This window comes from Marivirga salinae (genome assembly GCF_030503855.1).
GTDB classification, from domain to species: Bacteria; Bacteroidota; Bacteroidia; order Cytophagales; family Cyclobacteriaceae; genus Marivirga; species Marivirga salinarum.
Genome location: NZ_CP129971.1, coordinates 1,907,614 through 1,925,899, shown reverse-complemented (window position 1 = coordinate 1,925,899; position 18,286 = coordinate 1,907,614). Strand labels below are relative to the sequence as shown.

General features: G+C 33.1%; 11 protein-coding genes and 3 riboswitches. Of the genes, 10 read left to right on the top strand and 1 reads right to left on the bottom strand.

Features of this window, described 5'->3' with window-relative positions; all coding sequences use genetic code 11:
* The first annotated feature begins 46 nt into the window (after window positions 1–46).
* The 10 genes from bshA to QYS49_RS08125 all read left to right on the top strand — a co-directional run bounded on the left by bshA (window position 47) and on the right by QYS49_RS08125 (window position 9,893).
* Window positions 47–1,189: an N-acetyl-alpha-D-glucosaminyl L-malate synthase BshA gene (gene bshA, locus QYS49_RS08170; protein ID WP_308351288.1), complete on the top strand. Its 1,143-nt coding sequence runs from the start codon at window positions 47–49 to the stop codon at window positions 1,187–1,189.
* Between the two features lie 93 nt (window positions 1,190–1,282).
* Window positions 1,283–1,909, top strand: a complete 627-nt coding sequence (locus QYS49_RS08165) for a sterol desaturase family protein (protein WP_308351287.1) — start codon at window positions 1,283–1,285, stop codon at window positions 1,907–1,909.
* A complete protein-coding gene (locus QYS49_RS08160) occupies window positions 1,909–2,715 on the top strand; it encodes an NAD-dependent epimerase/dehydratase family protein (protein WP_308351286.1) in 807 nt (268 codons plus the stop codon). Before QYS49_RS08165 ends, QYS49_RS08160 begins: the two co-directional genes overlap by 1 nt.
* Before the next feature lie 59 nt (window positions 2,716–2,774).
* Entirely contained in the window at window positions 2,775–3,524 is a 750-nt protein-coding gene (locus QYS49_RS08155) for an NRDE family protein (protein WP_308351285.1), read from the top strand.
* A 132-nt stretch (window positions 3,525–3,656) separates the two neighbouring features.
* The gene (locus QYS49_RS08150; RefSeq protein WP_013455423.1) at window positions 3,657–4,754 is read left to right on the top strand and encodes a vWA domain-containing protein; all 1,098 of its coding nucleotides are present in this window, start codon (window positions 3,657–3,659) and stop codon (window positions 4,752–4,754) included.
* A 10-nt stretch (window positions 4,755–4,764) separates the two neighbouring features.
* Entirely contained in the window at window positions 4,765–6,288 is a 1,524-nt protein-coding gene (locus tag QYS49_RS08145) for a magnesium chelatase (RefSeq protein WP_308351283.1), read from the top strand.
* Between the two features lie 39 nt (window positions 6,289–6,327).
* Entirely contained in the window at window positions 6,328–8,091 is a 1,764-nt protein-coding gene (locus tag QYS49_RS08140; RefSeq protein ID WP_308351282.1) for a tetratricopeptide repeat-containing sensor histidine kinase, read from the top strand.
* A 228-nt stretch (window positions 8,092–8,319) separates the two neighbouring features.
* A complete protein-coding gene (locus QYS49_RS08135) occupies window positions 8,320–8,589 on the top strand; it encodes a TerC family protein (protein ID WP_308351281.1) in 270 nt (89 codons plus the stop codon).
* Between the two features lie 102 nt (window positions 8,590–8,691).
* Window positions 8,692–8,787, top strand: a riboswitch (TPP riboswitch).
* Complete coding sequence (gene pnuC / locus QYS49_RS08130) at window positions 8,785–9,390, top strand: nicotinamide riboside transporter PnuC (RefSeq protein ID WP_308351279.1); 606 nt, start codon at window positions 8,785–8,787, stop codon at window positions 9,388–9,390. (Overlaps the previous riboswitch by 3 nt.)
* Window positions 9,387–9,893 (top strand): AAA family ATPase, encoded by a 507-nt coding sequence (locus QYS49_RS08125; RefSeq protein WP_308351278.1) that lies wholly within the window; start codon window positions 9,387–9,389, stop codon window positions 9,891–9,893. Before pnuC ends, QYS49_RS08125 begins: the two co-directional genes overlap by 4 nt.
* Window positions 9,894–9,931: 38 nt before the next feature.
* On the opposite strand, the gene QYS49_RS08120 is transcribed toward QYS49_RS08125, so the two are convergent.
* On the bottom strand, window positions 9,932–17,764 hold the full coding sequence (locus QYS49_RS08120; protein WP_308351277.1) for a T9SS type A sorting domain-containing protein: 7,833 nt from the start codon (window positions 17,762–17,764) through the stop codon (window positions 9,932–9,934).
* A gap of 164 nt (window positions 17,765–17,928) precedes the next feature.
* A riboswitch (TPP riboswitch) is annotated at window positions 17,929–18,023 on the top strand.
* 166 nt (window positions 18,024–18,189) lie between these two features.
* A riboswitch (TPP riboswitch) is annotated at window positions 18,190–18,286 on the top strand.

Here is an 18,286-nt window from a genome sequence, read left to right as displayed (position 1 = left end):
TTTTACTTCTCATCTTATCAAAGAAGTTTTATTTAACTAAAAATAAATGAATATAGGTATTGTTTGCTATCCTACCTTTGGCGGAAGCGGAGTTGTAGCTACAGAATTAGGGAAAGCTTTAGCTAAAAATGGACATAATGTACATTTCATCACTTATTCGCAGCCTACTCGATTAGACTTTTTCAACGAAAATTTATTTTATCATGAGGTTGATATAAGAACTTATCCCTTATTTCAATATCCCCCTTATGAACTAGCACTAGCTAGCAAAATGGTAGATGTTGCTCAGCATGAAAAATTAGATTTATTGCATGTACACTATGCAATCCCTCATGCTTCTGCAGCTTATATGGCAAAGCAAATATTAAAAGAGAAGAATATTAATATTCCTGTGGTGACCACTCTACACGGTACTGACATCACGCTAGTAGGAAAAGATCCATCATATGAACCTGTAGTAACTTTTAGCATCAATAAATCAGATGGCGTTACTGCAGTTTCTGAGGACTTAAAAAAGGATACCTTAGAGCATTTTGATATATATCAGCATATCGAAGTGATCCCTAATTTCATTGATTTAAATAGATTTAAAAGACAGAAAAAAGAGCATTTCAAAACAGCTATTTGCCCAAATGGCGAAAAACTACTGGTACATACTTCCAATTTTCGAAAAGTGAAAAGAGTAGAAGATGTAATCCACGTATTCAATAATGTTAGAAAAATAATTCCTGCAAAATTACTATTGGTAGGTGATGGTCCTGAAAGAATCAAAATGGAAAAGCTCTGCAGAGAATTAGGCACTTGTGAGGACATCCGTTTCTTAGGAAAAATGGAGGCAGTAGAAGAAGTTTTATCAGTTAGTGATTTATTCTTAATGCCTTCTGAAAAAGAAAGTTTTGGCTTGGCCGCATTGGAAGCCATGTCTTGTGAAGTCCCTGTACTTTCTTCAAATGCAGGAGGAATTCCTGAATTAAATATTAACGGAGTAACAGGATTTACTTGTAATGTGGGAGACGTTAAAGACATGACCGAGAAGGCTTTGTATATTTTAGCTGATGAAAATTTAAATAAATTTAAATCGGCAGCACTTGAACGAGCTAAGAAATTTGACATTACCAACATCCTTCCTCTTTATGAGAATTTTTATGACAAAATTTTAAACAAAGAATTAGCCGAAAGGTCATCCTAAAATCTTATATCGGAACAAATCCTAGGGTTAGTCGTTAAAATCCCATAGTTAATCGATGAACAACTTTTTTAAAATTGTCACTTTTATTTGATTATGGATATAGCAGAAGACAGAAAAATCAAGGGTTCAGGAACAAAAAACTTATTCGAGAACCCTATACTAGAAAAATTAACTAGAAGCCATTTTTCGGTTCCTTTAACTATTTTAGCTATCATTTCAATCTCTCTTGCTTACCTATCTTTCACTCAATTCAATATTGCGACCACAACTTTTGTAATCCTATTTGTTTTGGGTTTCTTCAGCTGGACTTTAGGAGAGTATTTGATACATAGATATGTATTCCACATGGATGATGACAAAAGATGGAAAAGATGGATTACCTATACTTTCCATGGAATCCATCATGAGTATCCAAAAGACAAAGACAGAATTGTAATGCCACCGGCAGGCGCAATAATCATTAGCAGTATTATTTTTGGTGGATTTTGGATAATAATGCAGAATTATGCATTTGCTTTTGTACCAGGATTTTTGATCGGCTATTTGGCTTATGCTTTTGCACATTATGCCATACACGCTTATCAACCACCCAAAAATTTCTTAAAATGGTTGTGGATTTACCACAGTATTCATCACTATAAGCATCCAGACAAATATTTTGGGGTTTCAACTCCAATCTGGGATTATATTTTCAATACTATTCCCAAAAAGAAAAAATAATGGCATCAGTTAGCATTTTAGGTTGCGGATGGTTAGGATTCCCTCTTGCAAAAAAATTAATAGCGCAAGGATATGAAGTAAAAGGAAGCACAACAACCGCTTCAAAAATGGAAGAATTGAAAGAGGCTAAAATTAATGCTTTCAACATTGATTTACCAAATGATGATTTAGGAAGTGAGTTTTTTAATTCTGATTATTTAATTATCAATATCCCACCAAAAACTTCCAAAAAAGGGGTAGATCATCATATTGAAAGCTTAAAACCAATAATAAAATACATTCCTCCTACTCAAAAAATAATTTATATTAGTGCCACTTCTGTCTATCCAAAAGTTGATCATCCAATTGATGAAGAACATGAACTTGATCATCAATCTGAAAGAGCACAAGCTTTAATCCAAGCCGAACAACTTTTGCTTAACGAATTTAAAGAAAGGTTAACCATTATCCGATTTGGTGGTCTTTTAGGATATGAAAGAATTCCAGGAAGGTATTTTTCTGGGAAACCTTTAGCACAACACGAACAAAAGGTAAATTATATTCATAGAGATGATGCTGTTGGAATTATTCAGGCTGTCATAAAGCAAGAAAAATGGTCAACTATTATAAATGGGACAGCTCCAAAACATCCAACTAAAAAGGAAGTGTTTTTAAAAAATGCGAAAGATTATGGTTTCGAAGCCCCTCAATTTGAAAACATAAAACAAGAATTGACAAACCGAATTATTGAAAGCTCCAAAATTGAATATATCTTAGATTATTCATTCACATACCCTGATCCACTGGATTTTTTTTATATTAATTAAAGAAATGGCTTTTTAAAGATTTTATTATTTAGTATCATTCGGAAGTTTTATCAAAATCTATGTGTACGCTAACATATTTACCACTTTCCGAACAGCAATATATATTAACCACCAATCGTGATGAAAGCCCTGATAGAGGTCACGCTGGCTTCCCATCATATCATCATGTTGAAGGTAAAAATATAGTATTCCCTCAAGATCCTAAAGCAGGAGGTACTTGGGTTGCCACTTCTGACAATGGAATTAGTGTATGTTTATTAAATGGGGCTAATGCACCTCATGATTTTAATCCTCCTTATCGGATGAGCAGAGGAATGGTAGTTATGGAAGCCATTGAATGCATAAAACCAGATGAATTTTTCAAGAATTATGATTTCACGGATATAGAACCATTTACTATGGTAGTGCTTTTCCATGATCCTGAATTAAGAATACTCGAATTCAAATGGGATGGTAAAAATACATTCATAGAAGAAAAAGACCCTAAAAAACCACACATTTGGGCTTCAGCTCAACTTTACACAAAGGAATCTATTCAAAATAGAAATGAATGGTTTAAAGAATGGTTGAAAGACAATAAAGAATATACTGTTGAAGCTATCAGAGATTTCCATAGAAATGCTGGTTCAGGTGATTTGAAAAATGATATGGTGATGGATAGAGAAGAAGTGAAAACCGTTAGCATCACGAGTATTTGTTCTTTAAAAGGAATCGTCAATATGGCTCACCAAAATTTATTAGTAAATAGCCAACAAGAAATTAGCTTATCGCAACATGTGAATCAAGAATTCTCACATCATATTTTATAAGAGGTTTTTATAAATCCCTTTAAAACACCTTTCAGGATTGATTTTATACCTTTAGAAAATCTAAAATACATTTCCGATAAATTTTAGTAGATAACAGTAACATTCATCTTCTTATATTAGTTAAGTTTGAATATGTTAGGTTACAGATTTACAAAATATTTAGCCCATAAGGATTTATCAGACACTACTTTTGATCAATTATTCAATGTATTCAATGAATTGTTGATCATAACGGGGGGTGATGTTAGTGAGGCTTTAAGTTGGCTCACCAATATTGATAAACAATACAACATCACAGATGGACAATATGGAATGGGCGATTTCATAGAAGATTTAAAAAACAAAGGATTTATCTCCGATAAAACGCCTGATGGTTCTTTTGAGATTACAGCCAAAACTGAGCAGAACATCAGAAAAAATGCTTTGGAAGAAATCTTCGGCAAACTTAAGAAATCAGGAAAAGGAGAACATAAAACCAACTTTACAGGCTTAGGAGAAGAACCAGGCACGGATAGAAGAAATTATGAGTTTGGTGATTTATTACATCAGATTTCCATGACGGATTCTTTAAGAAATGCTCAAATCAACCATGGATTAGGTGATTTCATGCTTACAGAAGATGATTTGGAAGTAGTTGAAAGTGAATACAAAACACAAACTTCCACTGTCTTGATGATTGATATATCGCATTCCATGATTTTGTATGGTGAAGATAGAATTACGCCAGCTAAAAAAGTAGCCATGGCTTTAGCCGAACTCATCACCAAAAAATATAAAAAGGATACGCTTGATATCATTGTCTTTGGAAACGATGCTTGGCAAATTCAAATTAAAGATTTGCCCTATCTGCAAGTTGGTCCTTATCACACGAACACCATAGCAGGATTGGAATTGGCTATGGATCTATTGAGAAGAAGGAAAAATAAAAACAAGCAGATTTTCATGATTACAGATGGGAAACCTACTTGTATGAAGCAAGGCATCAAATATTATAAAAACAGTTTTGGGCTAGATCCAAAAATATTAAATAAAACACTTAATCTGGGGGCGCAATGCCGAAGGTTAAATATCCCAATCACCACCTTTATGATTGCTTCTGATCCTTATTTGCAAGAATTTGTAAAAGAATTCACTACCGTTAATAATGGAAATGCTTATTACAGCAGCTTACAAGGCTTAGGTAACTTAGTGTTTGAAGATTACAAAAGAAATAGAAAAAAAAGATACTGAAAATAATTATATGAGCTACGATAAACTCACTTCGCAAGATAAATTAAAAATTACTACACTTAAAGGATTAATGGAAAGCGGTTATCAACCGAAACCAGTAAAAGAAGAACTCAGACAAAATCTCATAAAAAAAATGAAGGCTGGTGAGAATGTTTTCGAAGGCATTTGGGGTTATGAAGACACAGTTATTCCAGACATTCAAAGAGCCATTCTATCTCGTCATAATATTAACTTATTAGGCTTAAGGGGGCAGGCAAAAACCAGAATTGCCCGAATGATGACCTTATTACTTGATGAATACATTCCAGTTCTCAAGGGGTCTGAATTGAATGATGATCCGATGCACCCAATTTCCAGACAAGCTTTGGACATCTTGGAGGAAAAAGGAAATAATGCAGCTGTTGCCTGGATGCATAGAGATGAGCGATATACTGAAAAATTAGCAACTCCGGATGTATCCGTTGCCGATTTGATTGGTGATGTTGACCCCATTAAAGCTGCTACTTTAAAATTACCTTATTCTGATGAGAGAGTTATTCACTATGGATTAATTCCTCGTTCACATAGGGGAATTTTTGTCATCAATGAATTGCCCGATTTGCAAGCTAGAATACAGGTAGCTCTCTTCAATATTTTACAAGAAGGTGATATTCAAATAAGAGGTTTTAAATTAAGATTACCCTTAGATCTACAATTTGTATTTACCGCAAACCCTGAAGATTATACGAATAGAGGTAGTATCATTACTCCTTTGAAAGATAGAATTGATGCCCAGATTATAACGCATTATCCAGAAACGATTGAAATAGGTAGAAAAATCACCACTCAAGAAGCTGCCATTAAAGATGAACAGAATGAGGCAGTTGAATTGAATGAGCTCTCTAAAGATTTGATTGAGCAAATAGCAATAGAAGCAAGAAATAGTGAATACATAGATGAAAAAAGCGGTGTTTCAGCAAGATTAACTATCTCCGCATTTGAAAGCTTAGTAAGTGCTGCTGAGCGAAGATCATTAATTAATAAGGAGCCAAAAGTATATGTCCGTATGTCTGATTTTACTGGAGTTGTTCCGGCCATTACGGGTAAGGTGGAATTAGTATACGAAGGGGAGCAAGAAGGCCCTGGCATAGTTGCCCAAACTTTAGTAGGGAAAGCCATTCGCTCCCAGTTTGATGATTATTTTCCAAATCCAGAGGAATTGAGAAAAGATAGGGAAAAGAAAAATCCTTATAAGCCCATAAGCAAGTGGTTCAATGATGGAAAAAAAATCGATTTATTCCATGATGATAATGAAAAAGAATATCATAAAAAACTGGATAGTATTCCTGGGCTAAAAGACTTAGTAAAAACTCATCATAAAAAATTGAATGAGAAAGAAACATACTTTATGATGGAATTTGCTCTGCATGGTATGGCAGAATATAGTCTTTTAAGTAAACATGCATTAGCAACCGGACATAGCTTTAAAGACTTACTAAGCAGCATGTTAAATTTTGAAGATTCATCTGAGAGTGATGATGATTTTAACATTTAATTGTATATTTGAAATGGAACCATTGAATTAATTATAAACTTGAAGATAGCTGATAACCTTATTGGGGAGATAGAGGATTTGCTGGCTGAGGCTCATCAAATATCAAAAGAGAGTGTACCAAATGCTATAAGCTTAACTGAAAAAGCGCTTTTTAAATCTCAAAAAATAAAAGAAAAGAATGCCATTCATGCAAATGCTTTAAACCAACTTTCTTCACTACAAAGAAGAAATAAAGAGTTTACTACAGCTAGATCATTGGCAGAAAGAGCGCAATTAATATCCAATAAAATCAATTACGATAAAGGGAAAGGTGATGCTTGCTATAACATTGGATTACTATTAAAAGAACAAGAAAAGTACAGTGAAGCTTTACCTTACTTAACTTATGCACTTCATTTATATGCTAAAATTAAAAATCATGAATTTCACATAAAATCTCTATGCCTTTTAGGGAATTTATATGAAGGTTTTCATGATTTCAAAAATGCATTTCTAGCTTATGAAGAAGCACTTGCAGAGGCTGAGGAACATCAAAACATCAACTTAATCAGCGATATCTATTTAAGCCTAGCAAGTATTAATTTAAAATCTAATAAAGTTTCCAAAGCTTCACAATTAATAGAAAAATGTATTAAAGTAAAAGAAGAACTCCAGCAGGAAGAGAAGCTTGCAAGTGCTTATTATCTGGCTGGGAAAATTAAATCCAAAGCCGGAAAGCTTGATAAAGCCGGCTATCATTTTATGATTGCTTTATCTCTATTTAACCAACACAATATAGAAGCGGGTATGGTAGAGAGTATGGAGAAATTAGGAGGAGTTTATTTCAAGCAAGGAAAGATTAAGGAGGCTATCGACTTATTAGAAGAAGCAGTAAAAATAGCTGAAAAAAGTAATCTAAAAATCAGTTTATTTAAGTGTCATAACCTTCTTTTTCAATGTTTTAAGCCTGTCAACACTTCAAAAGCACTTTTTCATTTAGAGGAATACGTAAAACTGAAGGAAGAGGAAAATAATAAATACATCAAAAATTTAGTAGATGGCTATGAGGTGATTTCCCATATGGAAGATTTAGAGAAAGATGCCGAAATAGAGCAAGAAAAAGCCTCAATAATAGAAAAGAAAAATACCGAATTAGATTCATTTTTCTATAGAGTTTCCCATGATTTGAAAGGACCCATTGCATCTCTTTTGGGTTTAAGTGAATTAGTTGATAAAGATATCAAAGATCCTGATGCAAGACATTTCTTTAAAATGTATGATCATCAAATCAGAAGATTGAATATGATTGTAATGGAGCTCATCAACATCACAGAATTGAATTATAGAGATATTAAGCTTACTCCAATCAATTTTTATGAGATTGTAGACAATTGTATTTCAGCTTATGCGTATCTTCCTAACTACTCCAAGATAAGTTTTACCATCGATATAGAGAGCAATTTATATTTTAAATCTGAGTGGTATATTATTAATACTATTTTACAGAATTTGATTGAAAACAGTATTAAATATATTGATATTAATAAAAATCAGCCTAAGGTAGATGTAGTAATTTTTAAGCGAAAAGATCATGTCATATTAAAGGTAATAGATAATGGGCATGGAATTGAACCTGAACATATAAATAAGATATTTGGAATGTTTTACAGAGCCAGTGAAGAGGGATCAGGAACAGGTTTAGGTCTATTTGTTTTAAAAAGAGCAATTGAACGTTTGAAAGGTGACGTATCAGTACAAAGTGAACCGAAAGTAGGGAGTACATTTGAAGTTAAAATCCCTTTAGCTAAAGAAGAATTAAATTAACTTCAAGTTTTAAAAACTAATTTTTCAACCTTCTGGAAGTATTACTAACTGCTAATGGATTAATCAGTTTATTATCTCTTACCTTGATGGACGTAGTTTTAAGTATAGGTAATATAATATCCTATCAATTTGATGTAATCAACATCTCACAAATCAACAAGGTAAAGCAAGAACATTAGGATTGACTTTAGCTTTTGTCATGAGAATTGCCTTATTATTTGCAGTATCATGGTTAATTGGTCTTACTCAACCACTCACCACAAAATATCTGGTTTTGAACTCACATATCGAGATATCTTCCTAATGCCAGGCGGACTATTTTTAATTTATAAAAGTACAATTGAAATCCACCATAAATTAGAAGTAGAAGAAATTGATGTAAAATCTAAATCCAAAGCAAACAGCTTTTCTTCCGTAATATTTCAAATCATTCTATTAGATGCTGTATTTTCATTTGATTCCATATTAACTGCAGTTGTTTTAGTAGATAAAATGTAAAACCTCAGTATGCGAAAAAATAAAGACCTGTTAAATTTAAAAAAACGCATAAAAGAGTAATCTAAACCTTTTTTCTTTTTGTATATATTCTCCTAACTTGTGCCATCAATTAAGGGGTGCCTCATAATAACGGGCTGAGAACATACCCTGGACCTGATCCTGATAATGCAGGCGTAGGAATCAATGATATAGCAAATGGAAATTTTAAATGAATTGTATTATGGCCTCCTCAATATGGGATGGCTCGAAGGATTAGGTGTATTTTTTGGCATCTTATATATCTATTTTGCAGCCAAAGAGATGATCTGGTGCTGGTATGCTAGTTTGGTAAGCGTAAGTATTTATTTAGTTATTTGCTATCAAGTTCAGCTTTACGCAGAAATGGGATTAAACTTCTATTATTTAGGCACAACAGTATATGGTTGGTGGCATTGGAGAAATCCCAATAGAAAAGAAAAGGAGTTACCTATCTCTAAAATGAAATTAAAAGAGCATGTTATATTTATCATTTCAGGGATCCTTTTCACTTTTGGACTTGCTTACTTTTTGGTAGAAAACACAGATGCACAACTCCCCTATTTAGATTCTTTCACAACCATTTTTAGTGTATTGACCACCTTATTGGTAACACGAAAAGTATTAGAAAATTGGCTCTACTGGATCGTTATTGATGCCGTAGCGGTTTACATTTATTTCCAAAGAGAATTATTTTTAACATCTCTCTTAATGGCGGCTTATGTAATTATAGCAGCAGTAGGTTATTTCAACTGGCGCAAACTTTACCATACCAAATACGCATGATTAAAATTGCAATAATAGGACCTGAAAGTACTGGTAAAAGTACCTTAACAAAAGGATTAGCGAATTACTTTCAGGAGCTATATGTGCCTGAATACGGACGACAATATCTAGAAGAAAATGGCAGTCAGTATGAGAAATCTGATCTACTGAAAATTAGTAAAGGCATGCTTGGAGCTGAAAAAACGCAAGCTAAAAATGCTCAACACTTTTTATTCTGTGATACAGATTTGATCATGATGAAAGTGTGGTATGAAGTGAAATATGGACAATGTCATCCATTTATTTTGGGGAAATTAGCTGAAAATCCATACGACTATTATTTGTTATGTGCTCCTGATCTTCCTTGGGAAGCAGACCCTTTAAGGGAAAATCCAAATATAAGAGAAGAGCTTTATGAACGCTATCAAAGGGAGTTGGAAGAATATGGCGTTGAATATTCTATAATTTCAGGAGAAGAAGGTAGGTTAAAAAAAGCAATTGAGGTGATTGAGAAATTGAAATAAGGAGAGCATTGTATTACTACTCTCCTTATCTCCTTTATTTATTTTTTAATTAATTTTTGCTGCGCTCTATAGCTGTTAGTTTCTACTGTTATAAAGTAAACCCCAGCATTTATTTCACTTAATGGAATTTCTAACTTTTTCTCATTTTGGAAGTCATGTAATCCATTATAAATTGCTTTTCCTGTCAAATCGGTGATCACCACACTACTCAACCCAAGGTACTCATCCCCAGTGTATTTAAGGTTTAAGTCATTTCGGATTGGATTAGGGTAAGCTCTAAACCCAACAGCTGATAATCCTCTGCGGTTTGAAGTAAGCGTTATGCCTTCTGATTTCACACTACAAAATTCTGTGGATACTTCAACTGAGTAGACCCCAGACCTATCTATTGAAATGGATTGGGAAGTAGCGCCATTAATAGGTTCGCCATTAAAGAACCATTGATTACCTTCTTCATAATTGGAACTCAACCCACTTTCTGTTAAGGTAATGATTGCTGGCTCCATATTTTCAATATAAAGCGTGGTGGTATCTGATTCTATACTATCACCTTCTGCTTTCAGTATGATTGAGTAATAATCAGTTGGCAAATTCTTCGGTAATGATAAACTGAATAAATTATTATTTAAATCTATCGACTCCAATTCTAAATTTTGTTCATTTCCTGAATTATCTAAAAGCAAAGCATAATAATTAAATGAATCACTTAAGTTGCCTAGCGTATTTTCAAATTCAATTTCAACTAATTCATCAATACAACTTTGGACAGAATCCTCGGTAAAGGTAACTTTAGCTTTCACATAGATTTCATTTGAGAAATATTCGCAGTTGGCTGCGGTTTTTGATGCATAGTAAGTTCCTTCACTAGTTAGCTGCAAAATGGAATCATTCTCTTGTGAAATCAAGGCGTCATTTCTATACCACCTTAGGTCTACCGAGTCATTAACCACTAATTTATTATTATTTCTAGTGATTTCAATTTCTTGAATCGGTTGAATATTTAGTGAGTCTATGTATATTTTAAAATCACTTCCCAGCTCAGGAATCATAGAGAAATAGTGCATGCCTGAATCCAAATCCTCAGGTAGACTCACTATCATTAAACCATCCTCCTCACTTATTACATCCAAAAGTGTACTATCACTCATACCTAAAGAATTTGAAATGATTGGAATAGCTGAATTATCACCTTCATTAGTTCCAGTGTAGTTGTAATAGATTTTTATATTTGCACCCATGCAAATCTCTTCACCCTGCAAGGAATTATTTGGTAAATTGAAACCATTTATTTTATAACTCGCATCTTGTGTTTTGAAGCTACCTGTTAAGGCATTTTCATTTACTACTCTAGCTACAGAATTCTCTCGATAATTAAAAATAGCATAGTGATATTCAGTTGATTCCTTTAACCCTTCCAAATAATAATTCATGTCAGAATAATTATCATTGAAGTATATTCTGGCTCCATCTTCAAGACTATCTAATTCAGTAAAATCAACTACATATCCTGAAGTATTCTGATTCTTAATGCTATCTGTAGCCAAACTTAAATCAACTGCTTCATTTTCCTTAATCAATATCAATGCTCCAGTCGCCACCGAATCCTGAAAAGTAAAATTTGTTGAAATAGGTTCCCGATCAAAAATTGAAAAGTTTTGCGGTAATTGAACAGGTGCATTTGGTGTTGTGTAAAATGATTTTGTAACCACATCAGAATTCATATAATTTGGATCTTCAGTTTCAGAGACATTATAAGTTAAAGCCATAACACCATACCTAGTATCTGCTTTTAAAGAATCAATGGTTATGGAATCACCCTCACCTGTATACACAATATATTGCGTATATCGATCTCCAACCCTATCACCTAAACGAAATATATTATTAGCATTCCACTTTATCCCATCATTAAAAATAGAACTTCCAAAAGATGAATATCCTTCAAAAATAGAAACTAAAGTTCTATTTCCATCACCCTTAGTCCACGTAATAGTAGCTGTGTTTTGATTCTTATCAGAAATTTCAACATTACTGGCCTGAACTGTTGGTTCATTAGCCACAACTCCATTAGATTCATAAACTATAAATTTAGGACCTTTACTATATGAACTGGCACTGGTATAACCTTCCAATACTACTGTTAATGCACCTTCAGCATTGGAGGCTTTTGGGTAATTATCTTGAAAAATACTTTCCAAATTCTCACCACGAGCACTTAATCTTGAATCCAAAATCTTATTTGCTGAAGTATCAATACCATCAAAAATGGAAACATCCATGTCAGTTTCAATATCCCGGATTTGTAAAGCTGTCAATGCAATCTTTTTAGAATTGCTATTTGGATACAATGTAACCTCACTTCTTTCAAACGGGAATTCACCTGTTTCAAATCCGTTTACACCATAAAGATTTTTGCGTCCATCAACAATAACATCTCCGCCTTCTCTGAACATTAAAATATCGTCTTTCTTGAGTGTTTTAAACTTCTTCTCTCTGCGATCTTCAGAAAAAATAACTTGATCTCCTGATTTGTAACATGAGTAGAATGACAGAATATATTCAGTATCAGGACTTAAATTTGATATATTTAAAAGAGGTCTATTAAAATCAAATTTGAAATTAGTATTTAGATACAATAATTGTTCTTCACCTGAAGCTTCTGAATAGACTGAATTAGCATTGAGATTTTCTAATTCCCCTGGTCCTTTATGAGGTTTATTTGCCTCACGTAAACTTATATACAAACCTCCAAAGGATAAATAATTATAAAGCTTTAAACTAATCTCAGTTTTGAGGCCAGTTATGATGATTGCTTCTGCTTCTGCTTCTACATCTGGAAATGAATCATTATCATTTATCCAACCCTTAGTGTTTTCTAGTAAAGCCGAGTTTTTAGCATAATACACAGCACTACCTAAAGCAAAATTATTTTTGATGTAAAAATTATCTACAATAAGCGAATCTGAGTTAGTTTTTATATTAGCAATACCATCTAATGAAGTGAGTAAAACTGTTTTTTGAGAATTATTAATTATCTCCTCTACCTGCAACGTAGATTGATTCTTTAAATACACCTTATGTATATTTAAAAAGAGAGAATCGATATCCACATTTGAATAGGTATTAAAGTAATCTCTATTCCCAGTTTCGACATAGGGTAATTTGATATCACTACTAATCGAATTAACTCCTTCCCATCTTGGCATATTATGTATAATGGAATTATTAAAGCTAATATCTTCTACACTAATAGAACTTTGAGGTTCAAATGAAACATTAGCATTGGTAATTTTTAATTCCATCAAACTAAAAACATTCTTAATATTTAAATGATTCTTACTTGGCATTATTTCGATAGAAAGAATTGTAGAAGCAATATTAGACCTAAATTTATTTCCCTCTAACGCCTGTCTTAATGTTAAGTTATCAGCAAAGAAATTGAGACTATCATTGAGTTCAAAGGATGAAGCAATATTAACTTGATCGATACTACTAGAAATATCTTCATAAACAAAACTCAATTTGTTTGGCAAACTTTTGGCATCAAAACTGAATAAAGCCATTTCTTCAGTAGAAATAACAACAGAGTCCTTTGTTGCTGAAGAAACCGAATTTTCATCGAAAATGACCTCACTACTATTATCAGGCAAAGTACTGTGTTTAGTTTTACCTCCAGAACTTGTTGCCCAATGGGATAAATCTACCCAATTTCCAGATCCATTTACCCAATAATAAGTGCTAGTATTACTTGTAGCAACATCACGTTGATAAATCTGATCATTCGTGATAGTTGAAGCTAGCTTAGTGAATCTGGCATTATATATAGTTACTGTGTAGTCAGTATTAGGCTTCAACCCTTTTATATAGTTATTACTAGGTCTATCAAAGAAATAGACTTTTTTGTTCTCAAATGTTCCTACTAATCCATTTTTTATTTCAGTGAAGCCATTTGGAAGAAGTCCACTCTCAAATGGTATGGTATTGTCTGCCACTCCCTTTTCTGAGACAACCACAACTGACTCATAAGGATAGTAATATGCCTCTGTTTCATAAGATAATTTAAAAGATACTGCATCTATTTCTGAAATAGTAAAATAACTTCCGTCAAGTTTATTTGTGCCAATTTTTGGTATAAAAGAAAATGTCTTGTGCTCAGAACTTAAATAATTTTTAGCATTCTCATCCCCATAATACTCAAGTACATAAAATTTTAAGGCCTCGGTATTATAGAGCTGACGAACCAAGTATTTAGAGGATACATTTACGGAATTACCTGTGCCTGAATAGGCCAAATATAAAGTACTATTGCTGTATCCATTATCTACATTAACACGATAAAAATCTTCAATCAAACCACCATTCACAGACGGTAAATCTCTACCGTCAATAGATTGATATGTATTAAATAAAGCTCTATTTAAAGTAATTAAAACGATTCTTTCTTCACCATTTCCATTTTCCCAGCTTAAGTTTACCGTAGAATCATTAATTAACAGAAAATCTAAGTTTTTAGCTGCGATCGTGGGTCTGTTTTCAGGCACATTAAAAGTGTACTTTTTTGCCTGTGCATAAGCAATATTCTTCCCCTCCCCATTAGCTTCGGCAAAATATATGTCATAGGACTTTCCTGGCACTAAATTATTTATGGAAAAATTATTGCCTGCACCATTGTAAACCACTTGACTTCCATTAGTAAAAAAGTCTTTAAGGGTTTTATTGAATTGGTAATCCAATCCATCTATATAGCTTGGGGACTCCTCATATCTGTTTACTATGGTGGCTACAACTCTATCCCCATTACCACGAACAAAATTAATATCTGCCGTTCCTTCTTTCGTAGTAGTCGCTTCAAAATTTGAAACACTTTGAGTTGGTTCTTGTTCACCTGCTTGAACTGGAAATAATCTCCCATAAAATCCTTTATGCGTATATCCTGACCATAATTTTTTATACACAAATGTTAATGCCCCTTGGCTATTCGTAGCTTGAATTACTGAATCAGAGTTTATACCGTCAACTGTTAACTCTTCATAATCAATTAGTAATGGTGCTAGAGAATCAGTGCCATCAAAAACTCTTAAATCAAAAATGGTATTCCCTCCAACTCGACTATCAATTCCTAAATTTTGATAAGATAACTTATCTGTACTTTGTTCTGGGTAGAATGTTTGTGTTATATCCTCATAATTCCAAATAGTACCTGCAAAACCAGTAGGGTCATATAAAAACTTAACAGAGTCGATATAATCCACAGTATCATTTAAAAAGATGGAGTTTTCCGGTCTTGTAGTAAATTTATTAAACCTTAATGTGTTCCAACCATAAGTTAAACCCACTCGGTTTTCTCTGAAAAGCATAGTTGCAAAATAGTAATCTGTTGAGGGTTTAAGTCCAGAAATTTCTGTATCGTAAAAAGTATTATCTCTTTTAGTAACAACGAAAACTCCCTCTGCAATTTCAGTACCTAATCCAAATTGTTCATTTGCTTGAAATCGAGTATTATCTTTAAGTGTCTCTCTCAATAAACTTTCAGATATGGGTTGTTCACTTATTAGAAAAAAATAATTTGCTTCTTTTTCATTTCGAAAATCTGAAGAAGGGTCAACTCGAGGACCACTCAGTCTTATTTTTTCGATTTTTACAAAAGGCTGATCATATGAATAAAAATCTAAGTCATATTTTGAAAAATCATCTGAAGGAGCCTCTATTATATTGTCTACTACTGTTTCATAACTTTCCTCAGCATAAGTAATCTCTCCATTACTCTCATTATATTCTATGATTTTAACTGTATACTCAGAGGCAAAATCAAGTTTATCCATCGTAACATACCAACCTGAACCGAAACTAGAAATATTATTTGCTCTAATATTTCTTACAGTGCCGATTTCAAAATCATCCGCATAAGATTGATTATCAGTTGGTGTAAAAGTGATAGGACTAGTTCCTTTTTGAATTAAAATCATTCTATCATCACCATTACCCAAATAAAATTTGATTCGAATTGTTGAATCAGATATATTTTCAACTGTCAATTCAGAAGCCATTTGTGTTGGAGCAGGCAATGTAATATCCACATCAGCCTGCCAACCCTTAGAACTAAAACTACTTGTCTCAAAATCAGCACTTTCAAATTTAACTGTTAAAGACTCCCCTGATGAAGAAACACTTAAAGGTAAACTATGGGTATCACCAGAATAAGATTCTAAAAGTGTTGCTGTAGTATCTGCACCATCAAAAATCCTAAGCTTTTCATAAGATCGAACTTCCAATTCATTAAAAGTCAATTTCACAGATTTTCCAGCTTCTGCTGAATTTAAGGTTAGAACTTGTTCTTTATTAGGAAAATAAGAACCATTTCCACCTTCATCATAAAAACTATCTCCGGTATTTACACTGACTTCTCCATTATGCATGTATATATTTCCGCTTTCCAGAGTTGTCATAATTTTTGCAAAACTGGTAGAAGTACTTTGATATTTAACACTTGAATTGTCAGGCGTGGAGTTCACTTCCATTCTGGAAAAATAATATTCAGTATTCGGTTGCAAGCCATCGATTTTTACTTGCTTATCGTTACCTTGATATATTACATAAGTATCAGTGCCAACTAATTGACCCTGTCCAAATGTAGTATTGGCTGTATATTCAGTATCATCTGCTACAGTTACATCTGGGTAAGTACCTTCACGAATAAAAACTATTCGTTCCTGCCCACCGCCCGCAGTCAAGCCTAAATATATACTGTCACTATAAATCTTTGAGAAATAAAATTGTCCATTCCCAGTTGGTGTTGGTACTGAGTTGATTTCCCAACCCTGGGAATCGTCTAAAACAAGGGAATTTTCTAAACTAAAAGTGCCTGAACCTGTGAAATCGACATCAGTAATATTTAAATAATCTCCTGAAACATTTATTCCAGACCCAATAATGGTTGCAGTACTACCCTCAGTAGAGCTAACAAATTCTACCACCTCTGATGCGGTTCCATTAACAGTCAAGGCATTTGTGATAGTTTGTTGACTTTCTGCTTGAAATTCAACTTCAATACCTGCTGCTACTGTTAAATTATCAAAGGAGTTATCGTCCTCTATGCTAACTGTATTAAAAAAATCGGGCATTAAAATATTTACATCGAAATAATCTAAATTATTCCCTTTAAAGTCTCTGCTTACATTTATGGTCGAATTTGCCGACTCCAATGTAATCACATCGTAAGAGGCAATACTCCAATGAGATAAATTGATAATAGCATTAGTAATGTCAATATGTTTGGCTACATTATTTATGGAATTAAAATAGCCAAAATCAAATTCATTGGCACCAAATATTATAGTCCCTGAATAGTGAAAAACATTCGCTGCAGAAAAATTGCTTAGGAAGGTATAGCTACCAGAACCTAAAAAACTAATATTATTTGATTTAGGGTCATCAATATCCATATTGCCTTGTGCAATTTCTATTTCCTCCCCATCCTCATTACTGTAAAAGCTTAAACGATTGGAGTCAAGGTCTAATTCTACACTAACCCCAATGTATAGTGAGCCATATATATTAAAATCCCCACTTCCAGTGAAAATTATGGCATTACTGACATTACTAGCATTAAAATCCCGTACACCTATATTTACATTAAATGTAACAGTTTGACCATCTGCAGAAAATGAATTAGCATCAAAAAATAAATCATCATCTTCACCGGGCAGATTTGTATGCAGAGTTGATCCGCCACTAGTTGTTGCCCAGTGATTTAAATCATTAATATCACCACTACCCCCTATCCAAAAATAGTCAGCAGCATGAACGTTTAAAGCAAATAAAATAAAAAATAAAGATAATAGAGATTTGAGGGGAGAGTAGAATTTTTTCATTAAAAACTATGCTTAAAATTGAAAATTAGAATAAGATATTTTAAACCCAATTTCAAAATTAATATATTAAAAATCATTAACCTAAAATCAAGCGTACAAAGGTAAAGAAAAACCAAAATGCTGAAATAAAATTTGTTTCCTCAGAATTTCCCTCTTATACTTGCAGCATCAATAAGGGGTGCCTTAATATAACGGGCTGAGAATATACCCTGAACCTGAACTCGGTAATGCGAGCGTAGGAATTTTGAATTTAAATAGAGCCTATTAGGCAATTACATGAGAGAAACTTGTCCCGATAGCAATCGGGATTCAGTGCCAAATAATAAATTTCTGTGAAATTAAATATTATAAATCAATTACATAAAATGAATAAAAATAAGATTTCAGGAACAATTGTTCTTGTAAATCTATTGTAAAGATAAAGCGTATCTACGCTGGGGTGCCTTAATACAACGGGCTGAGATCATACCCAATGAACCTGATGCCGATAATGCGGTCGCAGGGATTTTGGTTAAGGAAAAT